We start from the raw sequence: 25,355 nt of genomic DNA, 5'->3' as shown, positions 1-25,355 counted from the left end.
AACAAGAAATCTCTGCTTTTTCCATTCCATGAAAGATTGATAACGCGTAAAATCTTAATAAAAGCACTTACAAAACGAAAAAGAAGAGGGGGATTGGATGAAGAAGATTCTCGTTTTAGCATTAAGTTTGTTTATGGTCACGGCATTTAGCGGTTGTAGTTCAACGAGCAGTAATGATTCAGGAGGAGAAGATGGCAATGAAAAAGTTACCCTTCGATTTGCATGGTGGGGTGGGCAGCCGCGTCATGATTATACGACGAAAGTCATTGAAATGTATGAAAAGGAAAATCCCAATGTCAATATTGAGCCAGAATTTGCAAACTGGGATGACTATTGGAAAAAGCTAGCTCCTCAAGCAGCTGCCAACCAATTACCTGATATTATTCAAATGGATATGGCCTATTTATCCCAATATGGAGAAAAAGGTCAGTTAGAAGATTTAACACCATATTTAGAAAAGGGGACAATAGATACTTCTTCGATTCCAGATAATAATATTTCCGGAGGGAAAATCAAAGATCAGCTTTACGGATTGCCAGCTGGCATGAACGTATTGTCAGTAATTTCTAATGATCAGCTTTTGAAAGAAGCGGGGATTGAGATTAATAGCCAAACATGGTCATGGGAGGATTATGAAAAAGTAGCATTGCAGTTACAAGAAAAACTAGGGATATATGGATCGAACGGGATGCATCCCCCAGATGTGTTCTTCCCGTACTATTTAAGAACACAGGGAGAACGTTTTTATAAGGAAGATGGTACAGGATTAGCTTATACGGATGATCAATTATTTGTTGATTATTTTGAAAGACAATTGCGCTTAATTAATGGAAAGGCATCGCCAACGCCTGATGAACAAGCACAAATTAAAGGGATGGAAGATGACTTTATAGTAAAAGGTGCAACTGGATTTACATGGAACTGGTCTAACCAATACTTAGCGTTCTCGCAATTAACTGAAGCGCCATTAACAATCAACTTACCGCCAGAACAGGAAAAGGAAAGTGCTTTATTCTTAAAGCCTAGTATGCTGTTTTCGATTCCAAAAAGTTCAAAGGTAAAAGATGAAGCTGCTAAGTTTATAGATTACTTTGTGAATAACATTGGAGCAAATAAAATCATTAAAGGAGAAAGAGGAGTCCCTGTTTCAACGGAAGTATCAGATGCCATTAAGTCAGAGCTTAACGAATCGGAGACGAAAATTGTGGAATACGTAGAATCTGCAGCACAGCATGCAAGCCAAGCAGATCCACCTGATCCGATTGGCAGTGCGGAAGTAATGAAAGCATTAAAGGATGTTTCCGATCAAATCCTCTTTAAACAAATCAAACCAGAAGAAGGCGCAAAGAAATTTAGAGAACAAGCAAATGAAATTTTAGGGAGAAATAAATAGAGATTACCCATTCATTTACACTGCAAGATTTGAGGGAGGGGAACCTTCTGAGATTTCCCACTTCCCTCATCTGCCTTAGGAGTCAGGTGTCCCAAGCTAGAATCAACTCAAAATATCGAATGATGTTCGAAAACTAACCATTTATTTGAATAAGGATTAATAGAAAAAGCTAATAAAAATTCCTCGTTTGTATACAAAATGCACGAAAAGTTCATCTTGAATTGATTCGTGCACTATTTCTAATCGAGAAAGGAGTTGTGTTTGGAATGAAGTCTCGTGCATTTAAAGACAATTTGTCAGGATATGCATTTATCTCGCCATTTATTATTGGGTTTACTGCCTTTACCGTTGTGCCAATGCTAATTTCCTTATATTTATCCTTCACGAATTATGATCTATTTACAACTCCAAAATGGATAGGACTTGCCAACTACAAAGAAATGTTCTTTGGAGATGAAAAGTTTTGGAAGTCCTTAAGTGTAACTTTTTATTATGTCCTAGCGGGCGTTCCCCTTCGTCTTATGTTTGCTCTTTTTGTTGCGATGCTCTTAAATCAAAGCAGAAAAGGAATAGGGATTTACCGTGTGCTCTTTTACTTGCCGTCCATCATCGGCGGCAGTGTGGCAGTTGCTATTATGTGGCGTAATATTTTTGGCAATGATGGAGTGATAAACGCTTTATTATTCTTTATGGGCATTGATAAAAAAATACTCTGGTATCAAGATCCGACTAGTGCATTATGGACATTGATTTTGCTTGCAGTATGGCAGTTTGGCTCATCGATGCTTATTTTCCTTGCAGGATTAAAGAATATTCCACCAACTTTCTATGAAGCTGCTAGCGTTGATGGAGCAAGTGCTGCACATAAGTTCTTTAAAATTACGCTTCCGCTGTTAAGTCCTATTATCTTCTTTAATCTTGTCATGCAAACAATTTCTGCATTTATGACTTTTACACCTGCCTATATTATTTCGAAAGGGGAAGGCGGTCCTCTAGATGGAACCTTGCTTTACCCATTATATTTATTCCAAAAAGCATTTAACTTTTTTCAAATGGGATATGCATCTGCAATGGCATGGGTCATGCTGATTATTGTAGGATTAACGACTCTCATTTTATTTAAGACTTCATCCTTATGGGTTTATTATGAATCGAAGGAGGATTGACGAAATTGGAGACATATAAACAAACAACTACAAATATAATCGAGCCAAACATAGAGAAGAAAAACAAAAGACTAAAACCAAAAAAATTTCTATTTCATATTGTGACAAGTGCTATTGCATTAATCATGCTTTATCCGGTCATTTGGCTAATCGTGAGTTCCTTTAAGGAAAGTTCTTCCATCTTTGTGACCGCTCATTCCCTTATTCCGGAAAAATTTATATGGACGAATTATGCTGATGGCTGGAAGGGGATTGCGGGGCAATCCTTTGGTACCTTTATTAAAAATTCGTTGATTATTGTTGGACTTTCCACAATAGGAGCAGTCGTGTCCTCGTCATTAATTGCTTATGGATTTGCAAGAATACAATTTAAAGGAAAAAGCTTTTGGTTTGCATGCATGATGGTAACGATGATGCTTCCACATGAAGTGTTAATGATTCCTCAATATATTATTTTTGCTAAAATTGGCTGGATTAATAGCTTTAAACCAATTATTGTTCCCCAATTTTTTGGGCATGCCTTTTTTATCTTTTTAATTGTCCAGTTTATTCGGACGATACCTGTCGAGCTAGATGAAGCAGCTAGAATAGATGGCTGTGGTCGCTTTAGCATATTCTTTCGGATTATTTTGCCTTTAATCACTCCAGCCTTAGCTACTTCCGCTATTTTCTCATTTTATTGGAAATGGGAAGACTTAATTAATCCAGTTTTATATTTAAACAAGGCAGAGTTATACCCTGTTTCGTTAGCGTTAAAGCTATTTCTAGATACTGAATCTGCTTCAAACTGGGGAGCAATGTTTGCTATGTCAGTTGTTTCCTTAGTACCTGTCATTTTAGTATTCTTCCTTTTTCAGAAATATATTGTGGAAGGTATTAGTACGAGTGGCTTGAAATAGAGTGAATGGGCGTTTCGGAATAAAATCTATTAGATAACCAAGTTTTTTAAGGAGGGAATAGAAATGGTTGATACTAAAAGAATAGTGGATAAACAAGATGTGATTGCTTATATAAATAAACTTATGGGAAATCTGGCAAGTATTAAGGATCAAACTGGTGAGTATTTGCTGCACTTTGATGGAGTCGTTGTAGATGATAAGAGCTGGGAGGTATGGAATTGGCCCCAAGGTGTAGGTCTATATGGAATTTATAACTATTGGAAATTATCAAATGATTCAAATGCAAAGCAAATAATGACAGACTGGTATACAAAGCGATTAGAAGAAGGGGCTCCACCGAAAAATGTCAATACGATGGCGCCGCTACTTACATTAGCCTATTTATATGAAGAAACAACAGATCAAACATACATGCCTTATTTAAATGCATGGGCTGACTGGGTTTTATATGATATGCCAAGAACAAGAGAAGATGGTTTACAGCATATGACGTACGGGCCAGAAAATAAAAATCAGCTATGGGACGATACCTTAATGATGACTGTCTTGCCTGTCGCAAAAATCGGTAAACTCCTTCATAACCAAGCATATATAGAAGAGGCAAAAAAGCAATTTCTTATTCATATCAAATATCTTTCTGATAGAAAAACAGGTCTATGGTATCATGGCTGGACGTTTGAAGGGGATCACCATTTTGCAGAAGCATTGTGGGCAAGAGGAAATTGCTGGATTACAATTGCCATCCCAGAAATAATTGACATGCTGGATTTGCCAGAGGGTGATTTTTTTCGCGAATATTTGCTAGAAACATTAACTAGACAGATAGAGTCATTGAAAGAGTATCAACATGAATCTGGGATGTGGCATACCTTAATAAACGACCGTACCTCTTATTTAGAAGCCTCTGCAACAGCAGGTTTTGCTTATGGAATCCTAAAGTCTGTTCACAAACGATATATTGGAGCAGAATATAAAGAGGTTGCGTTAAAAGCTGTGCATGCAATCATGGAAGAAATAAATGAACAAGGAGCATTACAAAAAGTTTCAGTTGGGACTGGAATGGGAGATACACTTGATTTTTATCGCCAAATTCCGATGACTACGATGCCATACGGACAATCCTTGGCAATTTTATGTTTATCTGAATTTTTATATAGCTATTGCTAACATTATTTTGTTATAAAAGGAGGAGATAGGACTTGCAAAAGTTATATCATGGTGCAGCATTTTACCCTGAATTATGGGGAACAGAGATTGTGGAAGAAGACATTCTTCATATGCAAAAAATCGGCTTAAATGTAGTGCGGATAGGGGAATTTATTTGGTCTTATATCGAACCAAATAAAGGAGAAATTGATATTTCATTTTTGGTCGATATTATTAATCGATTAAAAGATCATGGAATTGATACGGTAATGTGTACGCCGACAGCAACTCCGCCAATCTGGATGTCTTATCAACATCCTGAACGAATGCATGTAGATAAAGAAGGAACGGTTATGAGTCACGGAGCAAGACAGCATATTTGCACAAATAATGCCTATTTCAGAAAGAGATCAGCAATCATAACAGAGGCACTTGCAGAAGGATTAGGGAAATTGCCTGGTATCATTGGCTGGCAGCTAGATAATGAATTTAAATGTCATGTAGGGGAGTGCTATTGTGAGACCTGTAAAGCTGAATGGCATTCCTTTCTAAAACAAAAATATCAAACAATTGAACAGTTAAACACTGCGTGGGGTACACAAATATGGAGCCAGTATTATCAAAGCTTTGAACAAATTCCTCAGCCCACTGCGACACCTTTCTTGCACAATGCTTCTTTGTCAACAATGTATAAACTGTTTACACATGAGAAAATTACAGAATTTGCAAACGAACAAGCCGCCATTATTCGCCAATATTCAGACGCCCCTATTACACATAATGCGACAGTCTTTTTTGATTTAAATCAATCACTGCTATTTGAAAATCTTGATTTTGCATCGTTTGATACATATGCAGTTAAAGAAAATATCAGTTCTTTTTTTATGCTATGTGATCTATATAGGAATATAAAGAAAGACACTCCATTTTGGCTGATGGAAACAAGTACTTCCTTTAGTGCATCTCTTGAAAGATATGCAAGTCCACATCCAGATGGATATTTACAAGCAGAGGCTACGTATGCATACGCGGCTGGGGCAGAAGGCTTTTGCTACTGGCTTTGGAGACAGCAGCGCACCGGCTGTGAGATTACGCATGGTTCTGTTGTTAGTGCTTGGGGGCAACCAACCATTGGATATACTAATGTTTTGGAGGTGGAAAGAATTCGAAAAGAACTAGAACCATTCCTTCTTTCCACCAAGCCTATGCAAGCTGAGGTAGCAGTTTGCTATTCAGATCGTGCAAAAGCATATTTTCAAACAGAACCATTCAACGGTATTCAATATAAACAAATTGTAACCAGCTTCTATGAACGATTTATTTCATTAGGTATCCATCGAGACTTAATCATGGAACAAGCGGATTTAGATGGTTATAAGTTATTGTTTACGCCGTTTATCCCTTATCTTTCCTCTGAATATATACAGAGGGCAATAGAGTTTGTAGAAAAGGGTGGTATATGGATAGTTGGTCCTCTTGCTGGTGGCCGCACGATAAACCATACAAATCATACAGACTGTGCGCTTGGTGAACTAGAGAAGCAAGTTGGTGTCCATGCCTTATTTACGAATCCATTAGATGGAACAAATACTTACGGGGAAGCATTTGGAATAACAGCTGAATTAGGACTATGGAGTACAATCTTTGATACAGAGAACGGAGAGAATATAGGGCTAATCAAAGAAGGCTTAGGTGCTGGAAAAGCTTTTATAAAAGAAACAAAAAAAGGGAAAGGGAAGATTATCATGCTTGGCAGCTTGCCGGTGGGACAACAGGGAGAAAAAATGATAGAAGCATTAATCCAACATTATGTAAGGCAAGCCGCAATTAAAATGGAAATAAAAACTACTCCAGGCACTGCTATGATTCCAAGAGTAGATAAGGATGCCTCTTATTATGTCATTGTAAATATGGATGGAAAAACTAGTAAGGTAACATTTCCGAAAAAGAGTATGGTGTGGAAAAGTAATCAAATACTCGAAAGTGGGTCATATGAAATTCCTGCATATAGCTATAGAGTAATAAAGTATGGTTTTTAGATTTTAAAGACTCCTATTAAACTGTAGGAAAATACAGGTTGTTAGGGGTTTTTGTATTTGCTTTGAACAGGTTATTATTTCTATTTATAAAGGTAGTACAAAGTTACTAATTTATTAAGTAAGACAAATAACAAAATAGAAAGCTTGAAAATGATGGTTGCTATTTAATGGAACATATCTTATAATCAAAATTAACAACGTTGTTATTTTTCAATTCTTTTTTTATTCACTATTGAAACCGCTTTATAATTATCGGTTTTACCTCGTTTTATTATTTCAATTCATCTTGGCTATAACATTATTAAACTGTAAAAAGTATATTCCTTTAAAATGAAATCGTTTACTAACAGAATGAGCTTACTATCATTATCAAGGTTTTATCGTTTTGACACTCTTTCCTTATTCAAAAGGGTATTTTAAATTTTTGTCAAAAAGGGGGAATTTATATGAAAAAAAGCTTTACTTGGATTTTATTAGTCATGTCTGCTTTACTCGTCTTTACTGGATGCTCAAATCAATCAAGCTCTTCTAGTAAATCTAGTGGTGCGGATGGAGACAAAATTGAACTTCGATTCACATGGTGGGGTGGTCAAGAAAGATCACAAAAGACACAAGAAGTTATTAAACTATATGAAAAATTACATCCAGATGTGAAAATTGTGCCTGAATTTTCTGGTCTTGAAGGATACTTTGAAAAATTAGATACACAGTTAGCTTCTGGAAATGCTCCTGATATCATTCAATTTGGTGGAAATTTAAATGACTATGTCCTTAAAGGAGTAGTCTTGCCTCTAGATGAATACATAGGGAAGGAACTTGAATTAAGTAAACACCCTGAAAACATGATTAGGGCTGCTACTTATGATGACAAATTTTACGGGGTAGTTCTTGGTGTGAATGCTGGTGGTTTAGTGATGAATAAGACAGCATTTGAGGAAGCGAATGTGCCGATACCTGCTGATGATTGGACATGGGAAGATTTAGAGAAAACGCCAAAAGAGATTACGACGGCATTAGACAAGAAGTATGGTGTCCTAGACTTTGATGAAGACGGCTTTGGTATGTTCTTGGCACAAAGAGATAAGGTTGCTTATGATAATGGAAAAGTTGGATTTGAAGAGCAGGATGCAAAGGAATGGTTCCAGCTATGGCAAGATATGAGAGAGAACGGAGCAGCAGCACCTGCTGAATTACAAACACAAAACCAAGATGATCCTGCACAATCGTTAATTGTTAGAGGGGATGTTGCAATGCAATTTATTTTCTCGAACCAGTATTCTGCTTATAACAGTGCAACAAAGGATGAGTTGACATTCCATATTCCTCCATATGATGGCGAAACAGGCAAAAATGGAGTAACGCTATTGCCAAGCCAATTTTTAGCTGGAAATGCAAAAACGGAGCATCCGAAAGAAGTTGCTGAGTTTCTTGATTTCTTTGTTAATAATATCGAAGCAGGAGAAGTTTTAGGGATGGATAGAGGTATTCCAGTTAATTCTGAGGTTCGTGAACAAGTAAGCGCATCTGCTGCAGATGAAGATAAAGTTGTCTTAGATTATATTGATCTTGTCACAAAAACGTCAGATGCGGAATATACACCGCTTTACCCAGGATATGTAGAGGAACAAAAGCTTTATAAGCAAACAGTGGAAACCATCGCATTTGAAAAGGATTCTGTCGATAATGCTTCTGAAAGATACTTTAAAGAATTAAATAAGATAATCGAGAGACATTCGAAGTAACGGTATGGGAAAGAAGATCGGTAATATACCGATCTTCTTGAACTAGATTAATAGAGGGGGATAGGGATGTCATTACGAGCGAAAACGAAAAATAGTCTGATTGCATACGGTTTTTTAACACCCTGGCTCATCGGTTTTTTCGGTTTGGTATTAGGTCCGATGATTGCGTCATTGTATTTATCTTTTACCCATTATAATTTGTTAAATGCACCAGAATGGATTGGTTTAGAAAACTATAAAAATATGTTTTTTGATGATGATAATTTTTGGGATTCTGTACACGTAACAGCTAAATTTGTTGTGTTATCTGTCCCGACCCAATTACTTTCTGCTCTATTGGTAGCACTTTTACTGAAAAAGGGTTTAAAGGGAATTGGTATTTATCGAACTATTTACTATTTGCCTTCTTTATTAGGCGGAAGTGTTGCAATTGCGATTCTTTGGCGTAATATGTTCGATTCCAATGGTTTAGTTAATACTTTTTTATCTCTCTTTGGTATACAAGGAAAGGCTTGGATTTCCCATCCGGATTATGCCTTGTACACTTTGGTTATTCTATCTATTTGGCAGTTTGGTGCTTCGATGATTATTTTCCTTGCTGGCCTAAAGCAAATACCGGAAAACCTATATGAAGCGGCAGAAATAGACGGGGCTAATAAATTCCAGTCCTTTATCCATATTACGATGCCAATGCTATCACCAGTTATCTTCTTCAACCTCGTTATGGAAGTCATTAAGTCACTGCAAGCCTTCACGTCTGCTTATATTATTAGCGGAGGAACTGGCGGACCGATTAATTCTACTTTATTTTATACGCTTTACCTATATCAAAACGGCTTCTCCTTTTTCAATATGGGCTATGCTGCTGCAATGGCGTGGATACTTGTACTTGTATTAGCGATCATTACAGGAATCTTATTTATCACCTCTAGATATTGGGTGTATTACGAAGATGCAGGGGGGAAATAGCAGATGAATGTAAAAAGAAGAATACAAAGAGCTTTTGTTTATCTAGTTGTTAGTTTCATCGGAATTCTAATGCTATATCCTGTCTTATGGCTGCTTTCCAGTTCATTGAAGCCAGAAGCTCTCATCTTTAGCCAGCAAGGACTATGGCCAAAGGAATTCACACTCGAAAACTATGCTAAAGGCTGGTACGTTATCCAGGATTTAAGCTTTGGCACATTTTTTAAAAATTCCTTATTTCTAAGTAGCATAAATGTTGTCGCAAATCTTATCTCCTGTTCGATGGTTGCTTATGCATTTGCTAGGCTGCAATTCCCGTTAAAAAAATTATGGTTTATTTGCATGCTTACAACTTTAATGCTTCCGGTTCATGTTACCTTGGTACCACAATATGCCATCTTCCACTATCTTGATTGGATCGATACTTTTTTACCGTTAACGGTTCCTAAGTTTTTTGCAACAGAAGCCTTTTTTATCTTTTTAATGGTGCAGTTTATTCGTGGGATTCCAAGAGATCTAGATGAAAGTGCAATTATGGATGGATGTGGAATTGTCCGTATATATTTGCGGATTATTCTCCCATTAGCAACACCGGTTCTTATTACAACGGCTATTTTCTCTTTTATATGGACATGGGATGACTTCTTTAGTCAAATGCTTTACTTAAATACTACATCGAATTATACGGTGACATTAGGACTTAAACTTTTCTTAGATTCACAAGGGCAATCTGCTTGGGGACCGATGTTTGCGATGTCCATTCTTTCTATTTTACCAATTACGATTATTTTCTTTATCTTTCAAAAATATATTGTGGAAGGTATTGCGACTACTGGTATAAAAGGATAAGTTGGACTCCCTACAATTTTTAAAGAGGTGCTATTCATATGATTAATCGTAAGGCTGTGGTAACAAGGCATCATCCTAAATATAAACGAGTAGAAAACCTAGCGCCATTATCCGTTGGGAATGGAAGCTTTGCCTTTTCGGCAGATATAACAGGGCTGCAATCCTTCCCGAAAGAATATCAGGTACCACTTGGAACACAATCCGAATGGGGATGGCATTCCTCTGGTGGAAGAGATTTGTATAGGAAAGAACAGCTTACTCAGCAAAGGTTGGATACATATGGCCGAGTGGTAGAATATCCATTGTTTCCTAAGGAGCAAGAGGAAGAAGCCTATCATTGGCTGAGGCAGAATCCGCATCGTGTCCATCTTGGTATCATTGGCTTTCGTTTATTAAAGGAAGATAACCAGGAAGCGAAGATGAACGATATTTACAATATTGACCAAGAGTTAAATTTATGGGAAGGGACTTTATTAAGCACCTTTTATTTAGAAAATAAACCTGTTTCTGTTGTAACGATTTGTCATCCTGAATCAGATGAAATTGGTGTTCATATATGTTCTCCTTTGATTTCACTTAGTCAATTACAAATAACCTTGTCATTCCCCTCTCCAGAAATGACATCGGTGAAATGGGAAGAATCAATTTTTCCAAAGGAATATTCCTTAAATCAAATAGAGGTGCTGAGACAAACGGAGTCATCTGTTTTTTTCCGTAGACATATGGATGAAGATAGTTATGAGGTAGGCTGGACATGGTCGGGTGGGCAATTAACCAAAGATAGCAATAAGCGATATGTGCTTATTCCTGATAATAAGACAGCGGAATTTTCCTTTTCGATGAGCTTTGCTGAACACGCACCAACAAATCACTCCTATGATCGAATTTTTTCCGCTAGTAAGAATCATTGGGAAGAATTTTGGAATAGCGGTGGAGCGATTGATTTTTCTGGAAGTACTGATTCGAGAGCGAATGAATTAGAGCGTAGAGTGGTCTTATCGCAATTTTTAACTGCCATTCATGATAGTGGAACTGCACCACCACAGGAAACGGGTTATATGTATAATAGCTGGTTTGGAAAGTTCCATTTGGAAATGCATTGGTGGCATGTCGCCCATTTTGCATTATGGGGACGTGAATCAATCGTTGAAAAAGCGATGGATTGGTATGTATCACATCTTTCTATTGCAAAAGACTTAGCTAAAGAGCAAGGCTATGAAGGGGCGCGATGGCCAAAAATGATTGGAGTGGATGGCAAACAAAGTCCATCACCAATTGCACCTCTTTTGATTTGGCAGCAACCACATCCGATCGCCTTAGCTGAATTATGCTATCAAGCTAATCCAAAGGAAGAGCTATTAGTAAAATGGGAAGAAATTATTATAGAAACAGCTGACTTTATGGCATCTTTTGCAGTATGGGATAAAGACAAAGAGGCATATATATTAGGACCTCCATTAATTCCAGCGCAGGAGTGTCATGATCCAGCAATAAGTTTAAATCCACCATATGAATTAGAGTATTGGAAATATGGTTTAGAAGTTGCCACTGAATGGGTGGAGAGGTTAGGAAGAAAAGCTAACCCTAAATGGCTAGAGGTAGCGAGAGCAGTAGCAAAACCACCTCAAATAAATGGAGTATATTTAGCCCATGAAAATTGCGTGGATACCTTTACACAGTGTAATCACGATCATCCATCCATGGTGGCAGCACTTGGAATACTAGAAGGCACCTTAATTGATCCTCTAGTAATGAAACAAACACTAGAACGTGTAGAAAAAGAATGGCAATGGGAAACTGCCTGGGGATGGGACTTTCCTATGTGTGCAATGACAGCAGCACGCCTTGGTGATAGTGAAAGAGCAGTTGATTTTCTATTAATGGATCAAGTGAAAAATATGTATTTACCAAATGGGCATAACTATCAAAATAGTAGTTTATCTTGTTATTTACCGGGAAATGGTGGGCTATTAACTGCTGTAGCTATGATGGCATGTGGGTGGCGTGGAAATGAAGATCAACATATAAAAGGATTTCCGCAAGATGGAACATGGCAAGTAAAGTGGGAAGGGCTACATCCTATTTTATAAGTTTACTTAGAATGGTGGGAAAAAGCATGGTAAAAACACAAGATATCCAAATACGTGATCCGTTTATATTTCCAGATCAAAAGTCAGGAAATTATTATTTATTTGGCAGTACGGATAAAAATATTTGGGGAAAAGGAACAGGCTTTGATGTTTATGTAAGTCCTGATTTAGATAATTGGGAAGGACCTTATCCAGTATTTCGTCCAGAGGAAGACTTTTATTCGGAAGAAAATTTTTGGGCGCCAGAAGTACATGAATATAAAGGAAAATACTATATGTTTGCAACCTTTCTTAGAAAAGATAATGGTTGTAGAGGAACAGGTGTCCTCGTATCGAATCAGCTTATGGGACCGTTTAAACCCCATAGCACTTCACCTTTAACACCTGAAAATTGGTATTCATTAGATGGGACATTATTTATCGATAAGAATGGAAAACCTTGGCTAGTGTTTTGCCATGAATGGGTTCAGGTTAGTGATGGGCAAATTTGTGCCGTGCAGCTTCAAGATAATTTAGTGGATGTGATTGGAGATCCTATTATTCTATTCCGTGCTTCGGAAGCAAGATGGCCAACTTCTTTTCAACACAAAAGATTTCCAGGGCGAAACAATTATGTGACAGATGGTCCGTTTGTCATCACACTTCCTAACGGAGAATTAGGAATGCTATGGGCGAGTTTTATCAATAATGTCTATGCACAAGGTATTTCACGGTCTAGGACTGGTACTATTCAAGGACCATGGGAGCATGATTCCGAAGCAATCTATCAGAATAATGGTGGGCATGGAATGATTTTTCAAACCTTTGAAGGAGATTTCAAGTTAACCCTACATGCTCCTAATGACACACCGAATGAACGTCCACTGTTCTTAGACATAGAAATTAATGATAATGGAAGAATCAAAGTGATGGGTGAGAGTGAGTGTAAGTTTAACAAAAGATAGATTTAGGAGGATGATGAAACATGACTAAAAAAACATATGCATTAGTAGGAACTGGAGGAAGAGCAGAGTTTTTTTATGGTGCAATTGCCCGTGATTTTAGAGAAACAGCTGATTTAGTAGGCTTTTGTGATTTGAATCAAACGAGAATGGATTATGCGAATCATTTATTAGCAACGAAGTATGATTATAAAGCTGTTCCAACGTATAAAGCAGACAAATTTGAAGAAATGCTGAAAGAACTAAAACCAGATTATTGTATCGTTACTACGATGGATCGGACGCATCATACATATATTATAAAGGCAATGGAAATGGGATGTGATGTCATTACTGAGAAGCCTTTAACGATTGATGAAGAAAAAGCGCAATCTATTTTAGAGGCGGTTGAACGTACAAACAGAAAGCTACGTGTAACATTTAACTATCGGTATGCCCCGCATAATACGAAAATAAGAGAGTTAATTGAAGATGGTGTCATTGGGGATGTTCATGCAGTACATTTTGAATGGCTTCTTAATACAGAGCATGGAGCGGATTATTTTAGAAGATGGCATCGTGACAAACGAAATAGTGGGGGGTTACTTGTTCATAAATCGACCCATCATTTCGATCTCGTCAATTTCTGGTTGCAGTCTTATCCAGATACTGTTTTAGCAATGGGTGACTTAATGTTTTACGGAAGAGAAAATGCCGAAAAGAGAGGGGAGACCCATTTCTATCAAAGGGCATATGGAAGTGAATATGCAAAATCAGATCATTTTGCTTTGCATTTAGAGGAAAATGAGCATTTAAAGGAAATGTATCTGCATGCTGAAAAGGAAGATGGATATCAGCGCGATCAAAGCGTTTTTGGAGATGGAATTAGCACAGAAGACACTTTAGGTTTAATCGCTAAGTATAAAAATAAAGCGATTCTTACTTATTCCTTACATGCTTATGCACCTTGGGAAGGCTTTAATGTTGCCTTTAATGGAACAAAGGGCAGAATAGAAGTAAATGTAGTAGAAAAATCATATGTCAATTCTGGTGGAAATAAAGAAGAAGAAGGGGCATTATCCTCAAAATCTATTACGGTTCACCCAATGCTAGGAAAGCCTTATGAAGTGGAGATAGAAGAAGGAGAAGGAGGACACGGTGGGGGAGATCCAGTATTACTTCGCGATATATTTGGTGAGCCAGTCGAGGATCGATTTAATCGTGCAGCCACACATATTGATGGTGTGAAATCCATCCTAACAGGAATTGCAGGAAATATTTCCATTAAAACTGGAAAGCCTGTTAAATTAGATTCCTTAGTGAAATTTTAGTTTAATCATGTTGATTACTAGTTTAAAATAGTGCTAGCTTTATTGGATGGTTGAAGGGAGATGCTAAAAAGTGAGCGGATTTGCCAATAGTATTTATCGTGGGTCAGATATGATTATGAAATTAGCCTATTTAAATCTTTTATGGATTGGATTTTCATTGTTAGGTGGCATTATTTTAGGCGTGTTTCCTGCAACAGTAGCACTATTTACTGTCATAAGGAAATGGATAATGGGAAATAAGGATATTTCTATCTTTCAAACATTTTGGCAATGCTATAAGCGCGATTTTGTCGGCATAAATGTCATCGGTCTTGTGCTAGGAATAATTGGCTTTGTTTTAGCTGTAGATATCTATTATTTCAGTTCCATCAATTCTCTCCTTTCTAAAAGCATCCTAATCATTTTTGGTATTTTAAGTCTTTTTTACTTAATCACTATTCTATATCTGATTCCGACCTATGTTCATTTCGAGCTCAAAGGCTTTCAATATGTGAAGTATGCTCTGATATTAGGGATAACCAATATTGGAGGAACAATAGTAATCATTTTAGGCTGTGTTGCTGTTACCTTTGTATATATGAAGATTCCGGCGACTTTACTATTTTTTAGTATGAGTGTAATTGGCGTAATTGTCATGTGGCCTGCATATAGAGGGTTTTTAAAAATAAATAATCAGGGACAAATGGATTTAGTAAAAGCGAATAAGTAGCTACAAGAAAAAACGAGGAAACTAACATGGCTCCTCGTTTTTTTTGTAGAATCATTCATTTTAAAGGATTTGAACAAGAAGTAGTTATTCTTAATTCTGGTTCAAGAAAAATGGTGGTTTCAATTTCTTTGCCACTTATAACATTCATTAATACTTCAATTATCTTATCACTTATTTTATCTAATGGCACTCCTACGGTAGACAATGGAGTATCGAAACGGTCTATTGCTGTAATATTATCATAACTAATAATAGAAATATCATTTGGGATGGAGAGCTTCTTTTCGTAAATTGCTTGAAGGGCACCTCGAGCAAGATCATGACTACCAGTGAGAATAGCGGTTGGTAGTTTAGTGGTAGCAAGTAATTGTTTAGTAGCCTCGTAGCCATCGTATTGGTCAAAATCTTGTACCTTCACTATTTGATCTGGAAAAGATGGTAATCCTAGATTGGAGATAGCTTGAGTAAAGCCTTCTACCTTTTCTCTTTGTAGCTCTTCGTTTTCAACTTCCCCAATATAGCTAATGTAACGATGCCCGATATTGTGAAGGTGTTGTACAGCAATGTAAGTAGATTTTAGACGATTCACATCAATGATGGGATAGACTGTTTCTTTGTTTGCTAGTCCATAAGTGACAATAGGAACATCTGATGTATAGGAATCGATGGATTGACTGGAATCAAATACTAATATGGCATCCACTTGATAACGATTAAAGATTTTTAAAGCTGACTCTACTTCATTAATCGATATTAATGTCGTATAAGAAAGCTGCTCCAGTTTCTTGTTAATTGTTGTAATAAGTGTAGAAAGAACGGTTTGTTCAATGGTTGGCCATACAACGCCAATTGTAAATGATCTTTTTGATACAAGACTTCTAGCGGCCACATTTGGCTGATAGCCTAATTCATTGGCCACTGCTATAATTCGATCTTTCGTAGGCTTTTTTACTAATGGGCTATCTCGAAGTGCCTTTGATACTGTAGAATAACTTACACCAGCAGTTTTAGCGATATCTTTAATTGTGACACTCATTTTTCATTCCCCCGATTTACTAAACGAAAAATAACAACGTTGTTATCATCATATTATATCGAGTTTTTATTTTTTTAACAAGGAGGATTTTCTTCTAAAAGGTTGGAATCATGCTTAAATTATTAAAGGAAAAATGCTACGATTCCAATATTACTGATTTTTCTTATTAATTCTCTTGTGTGAGATGTTTTAAAAAGATATAATAAAACTAACTTATAAAAGAAAAGAGGTGGGAAGGATGTTAAGTTCAACTGTTTTAGTGCAAGGTTATATGATAGAAAGTCTATATATTAACCGTGCAAAATTTGCGATTGTAGTTGTTAACGGGATAAGTGTGCCCTTTTTTAAACAACTAAATAGCAAACTAAAACAGTGAAAACATCTCTTACCCACATCTATATGGACGGTTAAAGGAGTGCATTTTCATGCGCTCTTTTTTTAATGGCTTTACCAAAGCAGAATGGAATGTCATTTATTAATAGAAAGGAGCCAGTACGCAACTATATATGGCTCTTTCTAAAAGTACATTTAGAGGTATTTATATTTAAGTAAAAAGTGTACCTATCTTTTTCCTTAAATAAAGCCATGGAGAACTTTGTTTTTCCATGGCTTTTTTGCGTTGCTAAAAAGTGGACTAAACCGTCCATGAAAGAGTCAGGGAAAAGAGATAATCATAGAAAAAGGAGCGAGCGGTATTATGATTATTTGCAGTGTCAATCATGTAGCGAAGATGTACGGAGGAAATACAATATTTGAAGACATATCATTAGAAATAAAGGAAAAAGAAAGAGTTGGTCTTGTTGGAAGAAATGGGAGCGGAAAGACCACATTATTTCGATTACTTGCAGGAAAGGAAACCCCCGATGCTGGACAAATCCATTGGAAGAAAGGATTAAAGATTGGATATTTAGAACAAATTCCGGAGTATGAACAATCTATGAAGGTGAAGGAAGTATTAAAAAAGGCATTTTCTGACCTCGAAACGATAGAAGGGAAGATGAAACAGATGGAACAGGAAATGGCGAGGAATATCAATCCAGAACAGCTATTGCTATTAATGGAGGAGTATGGAAAATTGCAGGAGTATTTTACGAATGCTGGTGGATATGAAATGGAAGCAAAAATAGAGAAAATGGTTAATGGGCTAAAAATCGAGCAGTTAGTCATGAAAGAATATGGAGCCTTAAGTGGAGGGGAAAAAACAAAGGTTGGTTTAGCGATGCTACTCCTCCAAGAACCTGATTTTCTTTTATTGGATGAACCGACGAACCATTTGGATTTAATGGCAGTCGAGTGGCTTGGGAAATTTCTTCAGGATTATAATGGTACCATTTTAGTGGTTTCCCATGATCGCTACTTTTTAGATGAAGTGATTCAAAAGGTGGTAGATTTAGAAGATGGAGAAGTAACAACCTATCATACTAATTTCACAAATTTCACAAAGGAAAAGGAGGAAAAACTTTTAAGAGAGTTTCAGGCATATGAGGAACAGCAAAAGAAAATCAAGAAAATGAGAGAAGCAATCAAACGACTTCGTGAATGGGCGAATCGGGCAAATCCGCCTAATGAAGGGTTGCATAAGCGAGCGAGAAATATGGAAAGGGCTATTGAAAGAATGGAAAAACTAGCTCGCCCTATTATAAATAGAAAGAAAATGAATTTCGATATGGAAGCAAGTGACCGAAGTGGGAAGGATGTTATTCAGCTGAAGAATGTATCAAAAAGCTTTGGCGACCAGCTATTGTTTCAGCAAGTTCAAATGCAAATAAGCTATAAAGAAAGAGCGGCAATAATTGGAGAGAATGGATCGGGAAAATCAACTTTGTTGAAGATGATACTTCAACAATTAGAGTCAGATAAAGGTGAAGTTAAGATTGGAAGTAACGTGAAAATTGGCTATCTTTCTCAGCATGTATTAATGGAAATGGAAGGGGAAACAGTGATCGAAGCTTTTCGAAATGAAGTGCATGTGACAGAGGGAGAGGCACGGCATATTTTAGCTCAATTCCTCTTTTATGGTTATTCTGTTTTTCGAAAGGTAAGCAATTTAAGTGGAGGAGAAAGAATGAGGCTTCGCTTAGCCCAGCTTATGTATCAAGAAATCAATCTATTAATTCTAGATGAGCCAACGAATCATTTAGATATAGAGTCCCGTGAAGTATTAGAAGAGGCTTTAGAAGATTTTGATGGCACGATTCTTGCGGTTTCCCATGATCGCTATTTTCTAAATAAGCTATTTCAAAAGATTTATTGGATTCAAGAAAAGGGAGTTCATTGTTATGAGGGGAACTATACGTATGCAAGAGAAAAGTCAAAGGAAAGAGAAAAGTCAAAGGAAAGAGAAAAGTCAAAGGAAAGAGAAACGTCAAAGAATCTACTAAGTAATTCCGTAAGATCAAAAAAAGAGAAAGCACCGATTAAGGAAAAACAGGAGAGGGAAGCTTCTTTTAATCAAATTTATTTGGAAAAGGAAGTAGAAGGAGTGGAAAGAGAGATTGCAGAATTAGAGAAAAGAATGGAAATAGAAACGGATTGGGGTAAATTGGAGCAATTGTTTTCTGAAAAGGAGGAGCTTGAAAGGCAGTGGGAGGAACTATATGGGCTTATGAATCGTAAGTAAAAAGGAGAAAGGCTGTCAATCATTCAGCCTTTCTCCTTTTTTATAAATTATCTGTACAACGTTTACGAATATACCCTTTATCTTTATGATAAAGAACTAATGCGACGATGAGAATAATTGCCGATACCCATATGGCTTTATTGCCAAATTGAGTGGTTGTAAAGGTTCCTAGTAATGCCCCGAATAAAAAGGAGCCGATAATAATGGAAAACTCTTTAAATTGGACCTTCGCCTCGTGACTTTGTTTTGTAAAAGCAGCATAAGCAGCTTGAGTAGCAGTTCTTAGGTTCCCAGTAGTCATTGTTGAATTATATGCCCATTTATCTAATTTGTTGAATGTCGATATTTGTAAAGAAGATACAAAAGAGATGCTGGTTGTAACAATGATATTCGGAACAGATGTTGGCAAAAATCCGACTATAATTAAGACGATACATTCTAAAATAAGGATCGATCGTCTATAGCTATATAGGATTTCCCTTAGAGATGGTATTTTGACAATTTCAGAAACCAAGACTCCTAAGACAAAGGCTATTAATGGCGGGATATAATGGAGGGATTCCGCCCATTCACCTGTTGCAGCGTTGACCGCGAATAAAACGATATTCCCTGTTTGTGCATTGGCAAATACCCCATCTCTACTAATAAATGTATAAGCATCTAAAAAACCACCAACCATTCCTAATAGAGCAGCTAAGAATACGGAATTCGAAGATAAGGAAGGTATTGGTTTGATTTTATCAATCATGAATAATTACGCTCCTTGCAGGATAATTCTTTCCAGTAAAAATGTTTAGGAAAAACATTATAATCTTACCATAAATCATGGAATATTTATTTGAACAAAAACCGAATTTTTTATTGTTGGTGTAAAATAATAGAAAAGAATAAAAAGGGAGGAGAGGGTACTTTAGAGGATATGATATCGTTAAATCTAAATCAAGGTGTATATATGTAGTTGTCTATCATTTTTAGTCAATATGTTTATAAATAAACTAACAGTTACTATTCAAAAAAACTCCTAAATTTAGGAGTTGGAAGTTGGAAGATTAATCGATAGTTTATTAATTTTTTCTGAGATAAATTTTTTGTGTGTTTCATTACCTTGGAGTTCGAATATGGTGATTGCCTTATGATAGTATGCAAAGCATTTTTCCATATCTTCTGTTTGAACTTCATAGTTATAGCCAATATGGTAAGTCAACTCTCCTAAAAGATACATAAGGTTTTCTTCCTTACAATAGTCAATCCCCTTTTTGCATAGTTTAATAGAATTTTCCTTATCTCCTAATCTCGTTTTTACTTTCGCAAGATTATAAATAACCCGAATATAGATGGTTGGATCCTTTAATGTCCATTTTCTATTCAATACATTCCATGCATCCATATAGTACTCATGTGCTTTTTCAAACATTTCTTTTTCCGCATGTACGACAGCTAATGTATTTATAATCTCAAGTTCTCTCTCTGAAAGTAAGAAGTTCTCGTAACTTTTCCTACTGATAGCTAAAGATTGATTTAATAAATCAACAGCATGCTGAAAATTTTGGTATACATAATAAGAGACCATTCCTTTATGCCAAAGAATAACCTGCTGTAATTCAGGTTGTTTAAATACGGGGTGGTGTTCTTCTTTAGTAATTAGCTTTTCCACGTTCTTATAATCATTCTTTTGCACAGCTTTTCGCAATAATTGATAAAAATGATGAACATAGTCAGGTTTGGGGATTTTTGAAAATCGGAAGAAATGTTCCATTTCTACATCAAGTTTTTTGGATAGTTGATATAAAATAGATGCAGAGGGATAAGTTTCTCCCTTTTCAATTTTACTAATCATCGATTGGTCACATATGTCTTCGCTTAAGGATGCTTGCGTTATACTTAGTGATTTTCTTAATCTTCTAATTTCCTGGCCAACTTTATTATCCATATATCTATCATTCCTTCAAAAATATTCCTATCTTCATATTGTACAACAAAAATAGGGGGAAATACTTAAATATTGTACTTTATTGGTGAAAATTCAGTGAATTTGTAAAATACAGTGTTTTTAATTATGCCCTAAAATTAGGATTTGAAATATACAGAAAGGAATAGAAAAAATGAAGAAAATAATAAAAAGTCTTTTTACTGTGGGTTTAGTTTTTACACTATTTTACACAAATAATACTAATGTACAGATAGAATTTTCTTCTGAAAATACAATTACAGTCACAGAACTTCCATATGCAAATTAATAAAATTCAAAGCAATTATTTTAAAATAATATTAAATGATTATGAGGTTTATTTCTAGAAACAATATTTTTACTTTCATTTTCGCTAGCAATCTGCCATACAGGTCACTGATAGATTCTAAATAATAATTATTAAAGAGGAGAATTTTAAATGAGAAAAAAACTAATTTCTTTTGCTTTTATTTTCGCAACTGCTCTAACTATTTTAACACCTTCTGCATTTGCAGCGAAAAAAAATTATTCTTTTAGTGTAACTCCTTCTGCAAATGATGGTGTAGCATTTTCTGCTCCAAATCCCAAAGATGATAATGAGCAAAATGCATATATCTATACAACGAGTCACAATATTATTAGTACTGATCAATTTTATTATAGAGTGAAACGTAGTGCGAGTATTTCTTCTACATCGTATACTAACTTTATTCGAGTAACTCCAAATAATGCATCTAAAATTGTGAATAGTTATCACACATATGCTGGAAAAGGTACATCATTAGTTCTTCAAGCTGATACTGATCAATATTCAGTATATGCAGAAGGATATTGGTACTCTTAATATTTTGAGCACTTAGCTTAAAATCGTAGATCGTTTACCTGTGACGATCTATTTTTTAAATATTCCTAGAGTGGAGGTTTCATAGTGAAAAAGATATTAGTCTTATTATTCTTCTGTTTATCACCTTTCATTCTGACTGCTTGCTTTCCAGACGGAGAACAGAATAATAATTCATCCGAAGAGATAAAACTTGATCAGAAGGATAAAGCTACACCTGAATTTATTGAAGAAAAAATAGAAGACAATTTAGTTATTAAAGCAAGAGTAGTCGGCTTTGACAATACTAACTTAAAAAGAAGTTCCATTTCATTAAAAGAATTTGATGAGGATAAAGTAAAGGATACATTTCTAGTAAATAATAAAATAGTAGAGACAAATGAAGTACAGAATGCTTTCTTTCCTGAGTATATAGATAAGTACTATGATCTTTCGGATGATTCTTCTCTAAGTATAGAGTTAGGTTCTGTTACATATAGAACACCATTTTATATGAATCGTGAATACGACAGTGTTATTTCGGATACTACCTATTTTGTTCGTGATGATTTAGAAAATGTGTTTAAAGCAACTTCTCTTGAGCATATATCGAAAGAGGATGCGATTAATCAAGTAAAGCAAACTGCAGAGAAATTGGGAATTAAACAATTAGGTAACCCACAGGTTATTGCTTTTGATTTGAAAACGCTAGAACAGGAGTGGGAAGACTATGAAACGAAAGATGGCAGTCATCCTCGCCACTGGGAGAAAGACGATGAAGCGTATGCTGTCATATTTCCAATTAGCTATGAAAATATAAATATTACGAATAAAGGCTATTTTTCGTTGAATAGCAGTAGCGGTATTCCTGTGATTGGGAGTCGTATACTAGGTATTGTAAACAAGGGTGGCTTAATTTATATGACAGCAAATGGAATATATGATATTGGTGAAACCGTTAAGGAAAAGATAAAGCCAATTTCCATCGAAAATGCACTTACTAAATTAAAAGACAAATATGAGAATACATTATTAACGGATCTGGTAACTATTTCGAAAATTTCCTTAGAATATGTGCCAGTAATAGCTGAAAATAAAGGAATAGAATATGAGCTTGTTCCTTGTTGGGTGTTTACAGCAAATCAAGAAATAACGGTAACAGATAGTAAGGGGACATCTCAGAGTTCATCTGAATTCTCTATCATTTTTAATGCAGAGACTGGTGAAGAAATCCTTATAGGGGGAGAATACTGATGATGAAGAGAAGAGCTTTATCAATGTCTTTCATGCAAGTATATACCTCGAAAGTTTTTTATCTTGCTATTATTGGAGTTACTGTACTATGTTTTATTAGTGTATGGGATTCTTTAAAAATGCCAGGGGTTTCGGTTAGTTATTTGATCGAGATATTTATTGGGCTGGCCATGTTTAAAAAAATTGTCGTCCTATTTGCGGCAATTCCTTTTGTTTCAAGTTTTTGTTCTGATTGGAAATGTCAGTATATTAAGCCAGTTATTATTCGTTCTGGAATAAATAAATATATAAGGGCTAAAATCATTACTTGTTTTGTAACGGGGCTAATAACAGTATTTTTAGGATTACTATTATTCATTTTATTATTGTCTTTCAGAATGCCGATCTTTCCTATTGAAAATTTCGGAAATATAGTATATCTTCCATTTTCACCGCTAGCAACAAGTAATTTTCCTATTAGTTATCTCATTGCAAGATGCTTTGTGTTTAGTCTATCTGCAGCTTTATGGAGTGTTGTTGGTTTAACTGTATCTGCCTTTATTCCCATTCACTTTGTAGCGATTGCTTCAACCGTTATTGCAAGTTATTTTTTGGAGCAAATAACGTATTTTTATCTACCAGATTGGTTAAATCTTTACAAATTGACAGGAAGTGAAGATGTCATTCATCAAGGTCCTTACATAAGTTTATTCTATTTTATATTTGTATTTGTATCATTTTCAGCATTGGCAGGATTGTTGTTTCAATATCAAGTAAAGAGGCGAATAAATAATGAAGTTGTTTAATGTAGCAAGCTATGTTTGTTTGCAAAACTTTCGTAAATGGCTAGTAGATTATCGAGTATGGATTATTGCCATTTTACTTTTCATGTTTACTCAAATATTCACAAAAGAAATTATTGAATTTTCTAAAGCAATCAATATAGAGGTCACTCCATGGATTTTTCCATTTTTATTTACACAAAAATTTGTTAAGCTATTATTTTTCTTTCCATTGATCTTGCTTTTTTGTGATGCACCATTTATTGATGATAACCAAGCATATGTAATCGTACGGAGTGGTCGGATTCCATGGAGTCTTGGGCAAATTGCGTATATTATAATTGCCTCTGGTATATACTTTCTATTTCTCCTGTTCTTAACTATTATTATTAATATTTCTCATATACAATTTACAAGTAGTTGGGGGAAAGTACTAGGAACACTTGCTAATACGAATGCTTCTTCGGTAATAGGACTCAAAACATTTGTGTCAAGAAATATTATATATTATTTCACTCCTCTACAAGCAATGTGGTTTACATTTTTTCTGTCTTGGTTAGTAGGTGTTGTTTTGGGATTAGTAATCTATGTCATTAATTCATTATCAAATACGAGGATGTGGGGGGTATTAATAGCTTCTTTTTTACTTGTACTCGATGCTGCAGTAACTGGGTATTCCTCCATCTATCAATTTTCACCTGTTTCATGGAGCAATTTAGATAGAATCGACATTAACGGGACAACCCAGATGCCATCTATTTCGTATATTTATATTGGTCTAGCTATTCTTATTATTGGCTTAATTATTTCAGCCATAACGGTAAATCGAAAACAATCCATCCATGTATTACCACCTATTTAAAAGAGAGGAGTAAACAAATGCAACAAGTAGCAATAGAGATAAATAATATAAGTAAAAAATTTGGCGAAACAACGGTTCTAGATGGAGTTACTTTATCATTAGAAAAAAATAAGATTCATGGATTAATAGGAAGAAATGGATCAGGAAAGACAATGCTTTTAAAGTGTATTTGTGGGTTTGTTATTCCAACGACTGGTTCCATTAAAGTAAGCGATCAACAAATAGGAAAAGATTGTGATGTACCAGATAATGTAGGCATCATTATTGAAGCACCAGGATTTCTTCCAAATTATGATGGATATACTAATTTGAAATTTTTAGCAGCAATAAAAAGGAAAATCTCCAAAGAACAAATTCTTGCTACAATTGATAAAGTTGGACTCGATTCTAAAAGCAAGAAAAAGGTTGGGAAATATTCATTAGGGATGAGACAACGGTTAGGATTAGCGCAAGCACTTATGGAAGAACCTGGTATTCTTATTTTAGACGAACCAATGAATGGACTAGATAATCAAGGAGTTGCAGATATTCGCAAACTTCTTTTAGAGTTAAAAAAAGAAGGGAAAACAATCATCCTTGCTAGTCATGGAAAAGAAGATATCGAAATCCTTTGTGATACAGTTCATGAAATGGATCATGGAAAGGTTATTAACTCCATAATAAAATAATAATTCATAGAGGAGGGACATTAGTTGCCATCCTCTATTTTTACGTATTACCCCCCTTATTATTTTCTTCTCATAAATTAATCTCCTATTGAATGATAGAAATAAAAATGTCAACTAATCTTTTGAAATCAGAATG

Annotated in this window: 22 protein-coding genes; 19 read left to right on the top strand and 3 right to left on the bottom strand. The window is 35.5% G+C overall.

Annotated elements, in window-relative coordinates; all coding sequences use genetic code 11:
* The first annotated feature begins 97 nt into the window (after positions 1 to 97).
* From AB3U99_RS18785 to AB3U99_RS18730, 12 genes are all read left to right on the top strand, one after another.
* Positions 98 to 1,393 carry an ABC transporter substrate-binding protein gene (locus AB3U99_RS18785; protein ID WP_400243144.1) on the top strand — a complete coding sequence of 432 codons (1,296 nt, stop codon included), beginning with the start codon at positions 98 to 100 and terminating at the stop codon, positions 1,391 to 1,393.
* A gap of 266 nt (positions 1,394 to 1,659) precedes the next feature.
* Positions 1,660 to 2,559, top strand: a complete 900-nt coding sequence (locus tag AB3U99_RS18780) for a carbohydrate ABC transporter permease (protein WP_341194186.1) — start codon at positions 1,660 to 1,662, stop codon at positions 2,557 to 2,559.
* Between the two features lie 35 nt (positions 2,560 to 2,594).
* A complete protein-coding gene (locus AB3U99_RS18775) occupies positions 2,595 to 3,458 on the top strand; it encodes a carbohydrate ABC transporter permease (protein ID WP_400248119.1) in 864 nt (287 codons plus the stop codon).
* A 63-nt stretch (positions 3,459 to 3,521) separates the two neighbouring features.
* Positions 3,522 to 4,625: a glycoside hydrolase family 105 protein gene (locus AB3U99_RS18770; RefSeq protein WP_400243143.1), complete on the top strand. Its 1,104-nt coding sequence runs from the start codon at positions 3,522 to 3,524 to the stop codon at positions 4,623 to 4,625.
* A 32-nt stretch (positions 4,626 to 4,657) separates the two neighbouring features.
* Positions 4,658 to 6,643 carry a beta-galactosidase gene (locus AB3U99_RS18765; RefSeq protein WP_400243141.1) on the top strand — a complete coding sequence of 662 codons (1,986 nt, stop codon included), beginning with the start codon at positions 4,658 to 4,660 and terminating at the stop codon, positions 6,641 to 6,643.
* 446 nt (positions 6,644 to 7,089) lie between these two features.
* Positions 7,090 to 8,385 carry an ABC transporter substrate-binding protein gene (locus AB3U99_RS18760; protein ID WP_400243139.1) on the top strand — a complete coding sequence of 432 codons (1,296 nt, stop codon included), beginning with the start codon at positions 7,090 to 7,092 and terminating at the stop codon, positions 8,383 to 8,385.
* A 66-nt stretch (positions 8,386 to 8,451) separates the two neighbouring features.
* The gene (locus AB3U99_RS18755; protein WP_341099543.1) at positions 8,452 to 9,354 is read left to right on the top strand and encodes a carbohydrate ABC transporter permease; all 903 of its coding nucleotides are present in this window, start codon (positions 8,452 to 8,454) and stop codon (positions 9,352 to 9,354) included.
* 3 nt (positions 9,355 to 9,357) lie between these two features.
* Positions 9,358 to 10,200 carry a carbohydrate ABC transporter permease gene (locus AB3U99_RS18750; RefSeq protein ID WP_400243137.1) on the top strand — a complete coding sequence of 281 codons (843 nt, stop codon included), beginning with the start codon at positions 9,358 to 9,360 and terminating at the stop codon, positions 10,198 to 10,200.
* Positions 10,201 to 10,238: 38 nt separating this feature from the next.
* Positions 10,239 to 12,290, top strand: coding sequence for a glycoside hydrolase family 65 (locus AB3U99_RS18745; protein WP_400243135.1), 2,052 nt, complete (start codon positions 10,239 to 10,241; stop codon positions 12,288 to 12,290).
* 26 nt (positions 12,291 to 12,316) lie between these two features.
* The gene (locus AB3U99_RS18740) at positions 12,317 to 13,234 is read left to right on the top strand and encodes a glycoside hydrolase family 43 protein (protein ID WP_400243133.1); all 918 of its coding nucleotides are present in this window, start codon (positions 12,317 to 12,319) and stop codon (positions 13,232 to 13,234) included.
* Positions 13,235 to 13,254: 20 nt separating this feature from the next.
* Entirely contained in the window at positions 13,255 to 14,541 is a 1,287-nt protein-coding gene (locus AB3U99_RS18735) for a Gfo/Idh/MocA family oxidoreductase (protein WP_400243131.1), read from the top strand.
* Between the two features lie 70 nt (positions 14,542 to 14,611).
* The gene (locus AB3U99_RS18730; protein WP_400243129.1) at positions 14,612 to 15,250 is read left to right on the top strand and encodes a YesL family protein; all 639 of its coding nucleotides are present in this window, start codon (positions 14,612 to 14,614) and stop codon (positions 15,248 to 15,250) included.
* Between the two features lie 55 nt (positions 15,251 to 15,305).
* On the opposite strand, the gene AB3U99_RS18725 is transcribed toward AB3U99_RS18730, so the two are convergent.
* Entirely contained in the window at positions 15,306 to 16,286 is a 981-nt protein-coding gene (locus AB3U99_RS18725; RefSeq protein ID WP_400243127.1) for a LacI family DNA-binding transcriptional regulator, read from the bottom strand.
* A gap of 238 nt (positions 16,287 to 16,524) precedes the next feature.
* Between AB3U99_RS18725 and AB3U99_RS18720 the strand changes: the two genes are divergently transcribed.
* Entirely contained in the window at positions 16,525 to 16,662 is a 138-nt protein-coding gene (locus AB3U99_RS18720; RefSeq protein ID WP_400243125.1) for an RAxF-45 family protein, read from the top strand.
* Between the two features lie 321 nt (positions 16,663 to 16,983).
* Positions 16,984 to 18,906: a ribosomal protection-like ABC-F family protein gene (gene abc-f / locus AB3U99_RS18715; RefSeq protein WP_400243123.1), complete on the top strand. Its 1,923-nt coding sequence runs from the start codon at positions 16,984 to 16,986 to the stop codon at positions 18,904 to 18,906.
* Between the two features lie 40 nt (positions 18,907 to 18,946).
* Here abc-f and AB3U99_RS18710 read toward each other — a convergent pair whose 3' ends face one another.
* Both AB3U99_RS18710 and AB3U99_RS18705 read right to left on the bottom strand, forming a co-directional pair.
* The gene (locus tag AB3U99_RS18710; RefSeq protein ID WP_400243121.1) at positions 18,947 to 19,654 is read right to left on the bottom strand and encodes a YoaK family protein; all 708 of its coding nucleotides are present in this window, start codon (positions 19,652 to 19,654) and stop codon (positions 18,947 to 18,949) included.
* 279 nt (positions 19,655 to 19,933) lie between these two features.
* Positions 19,934 to 20,836 (bottom strand): helix-turn-helix domain-containing protein, encoded by a 903-nt coding sequence (locus tag AB3U99_RS18705; protein WP_400243119.1) that lies wholly within the window; start codon positions 20,834 to 20,836, stop codon positions 19,934 to 19,936.
* A gap of 457 nt (positions 20,837 to 21,293) precedes the next feature.
* On the opposite strand from AB3U99_RS18705, the gene AB3U99_RS18700 reads away from it, so the two are divergent.
* The 5 genes from AB3U99_RS18700 to AB3U99_RS18680 all read left to right on the top strand — a co-directional run bounded on the left by AB3U99_RS18700 (position 21,294) and on the right by AB3U99_RS18680 (position 25,219).
* Entirely contained in the window at positions 21,294 to 21,698 is a 405-nt protein-coding gene (locus tag AB3U99_RS18700; protein WP_400243117.1) for a hypothetical protein, read from the top strand.
* A gap of 84 nt (positions 21,699 to 21,782) precedes the next feature.
* On the top strand, positions 21,783 to 22,928 hold the full coding sequence (locus AB3U99_RS18695; RefSeq protein ID WP_400243115.1) for a DUF6034 family protein: 1,146 nt from the start codon (positions 21,783 to 21,785) through the stop codon (positions 22,926 to 22,928).
* Positions 22,928 to 23,713 (top strand): hypothetical protein, encoded by a 786-nt coding sequence (locus AB3U99_RS18690; protein WP_400243113.1) that lies wholly within the window; start codon positions 22,928 to 22,930, stop codon positions 23,711 to 23,713. Before AB3U99_RS18695 ends, AB3U99_RS18690 begins: the two co-directional genes overlap by 1 nt.
* Positions 23,700 to 24,551 (top strand): hypothetical protein, encoded by an 852-nt coding sequence (locus AB3U99_RS18685; protein ID WP_400243111.1) that lies wholly within the window; start codon positions 23,700 to 23,702, stop codon positions 24,549 to 24,551. Before AB3U99_RS18690 ends, AB3U99_RS18685 begins: the two co-directional genes overlap by 14 nt.
* A 17-nt stretch (positions 24,552 to 24,568) precedes the next feature.
* The gene (locus AB3U99_RS18680) at positions 24,569 to 25,219 is read left to right on the top strand and encodes an ABC transporter ATP-binding protein (RefSeq protein ID WP_400243110.1); all 651 of its coding nucleotides are present in this window, start codon (positions 24,569 to 24,571) and stop codon (positions 25,217 to 25,219) included.
* Positions 25,220 to 25,355 lie beyond the last annotated feature (136 nt).

Origin of the sequence: Niallia tiangongensis, from assembly GCF_044704065.1 — a bacterium.
GTDB lineage: Bacteria > Bacillota > Bacilli > Bacillales > Cytobacillaceae > Niallia > Niallia tiangongensis.
This window is presented reverse-complemented; position numbering and strand designations above follow the sequence as displayed.

Coding starts and splice junctions, on each gene's coding strand:
- AB3U99_RS18735 (WP_400243131.1), top strand. CDS start 13,255: ATGACTAAAAAAACATATGCATTAGTAGGAACTGGAGGAAGAGCAGAG.
- AB3U99_RS18785 (WP_400243144.1), top strand. CDS start 98: ATGAAGAAGATTCTCGTTTTAGCATTAAGTTTGTTTATGGTCACGGCA.
- AB3U99_RS18740 (WP_400243133.1), top strand. CDS start 12,317: ATGGTAAAAACACAAGATATCCAAATACGTGATCCGTTTATATTTCCA.
- AB3U99_RS18770 (WP_400243143.1), top strand. CDS start 3,522: ATGGTTGATACTAAAAGAATAGTGGATAAACAAGATGTGATTGCTTAT.
- AB3U99_RS18755 (WP_341099543.1), top strand. CDS start 8,452: ATGTCATTACGAGCGAAAACGAAAAATAGTCTGATTGCATACGGTTTT.
- AB3U99_RS18700 (WP_400243117.1), top strand. CDS start 21,294: ATGAGAAAAAAACTAATTTCTTTTGCTTTTATTTTCGCAACTGCTCTA.
- AB3U99_RS18725 (WP_400243127.1), bottom strand. CDS start 16,286: ATGAGTGTCACAATTAAAGATATCGCTAAAACTGCTGGTGTAAGTTAT.
- AB3U99_RS18685 (WP_400243111.1), top strand. CDS start 23,700: ATGAAGTTGTTTAATGTAGCAAGCTATGTTTGTTTGCAAAACTTTCGT.
- AB3U99_RS18720 (WP_400243125.1), top strand. CDS start 16,525: ATGTTAAGTTCAACTGTTTTAGTGCAAGGTTATATGATAGAAAGTCTA.
- AB3U99_RS18780 (WP_341194186.1), top strand. CDS start 1,660: ATGAAGTCTCGTGCATTTAAAGACAATTTGTCAGGATATGCATTTATC.
- AB3U99_RS18760 (WP_400243139.1), top strand. CDS start 7,090: ATGAAAAAAAGCTTTACTTGGATTTTATTAGTCATGTCTGCTTTACTC.
- AB3U99_RS18680 (WP_400243110.1), top strand. CDS start 24,569: ATGCAACAAGTAGCAATAGAGATAAATAATATAAGTAAAAAATTTGGC.
- abc-f (WP_400243123.1), top strand. CDS start 16,984: ATGATTATTTGCAGTGTCAATCATGTAGCGAAGATGTACGGAGGAAAT.
- AB3U99_RS18690 (WP_400243113.1), top strand. CDS start 22,928: ATGATGAAGAGAAGAGCTTTATCAATGTCTTTCATGCAAGTATATACC.
- AB3U99_RS18710 (WP_400243121.1), bottom strand. CDS start 19,654: ATGATTGATAAAATCAAACCAATACCTTCCTTATCTTCGAATTCCGTA.
- AB3U99_RS18750 (WP_400243137.1), top strand. CDS start 9,358: ATGAATGTAAAAAGAAGAATACAAAGAGCTTTTGTTTATCTAGTTGTT.
- AB3U99_RS18745 (WP_400243135.1), top strand. CDS start 10,239: ATGATTAATCGTAAGGCTGTGGTAACAAGGCATCATCCTAAATATAAA.
- AB3U99_RS18705 (WP_400243119.1), bottom strand. CDS start 20,836: ATGGATAATAAAGTTGGCCAGGAAATTAGAAGATTAAGAAAATCACTA.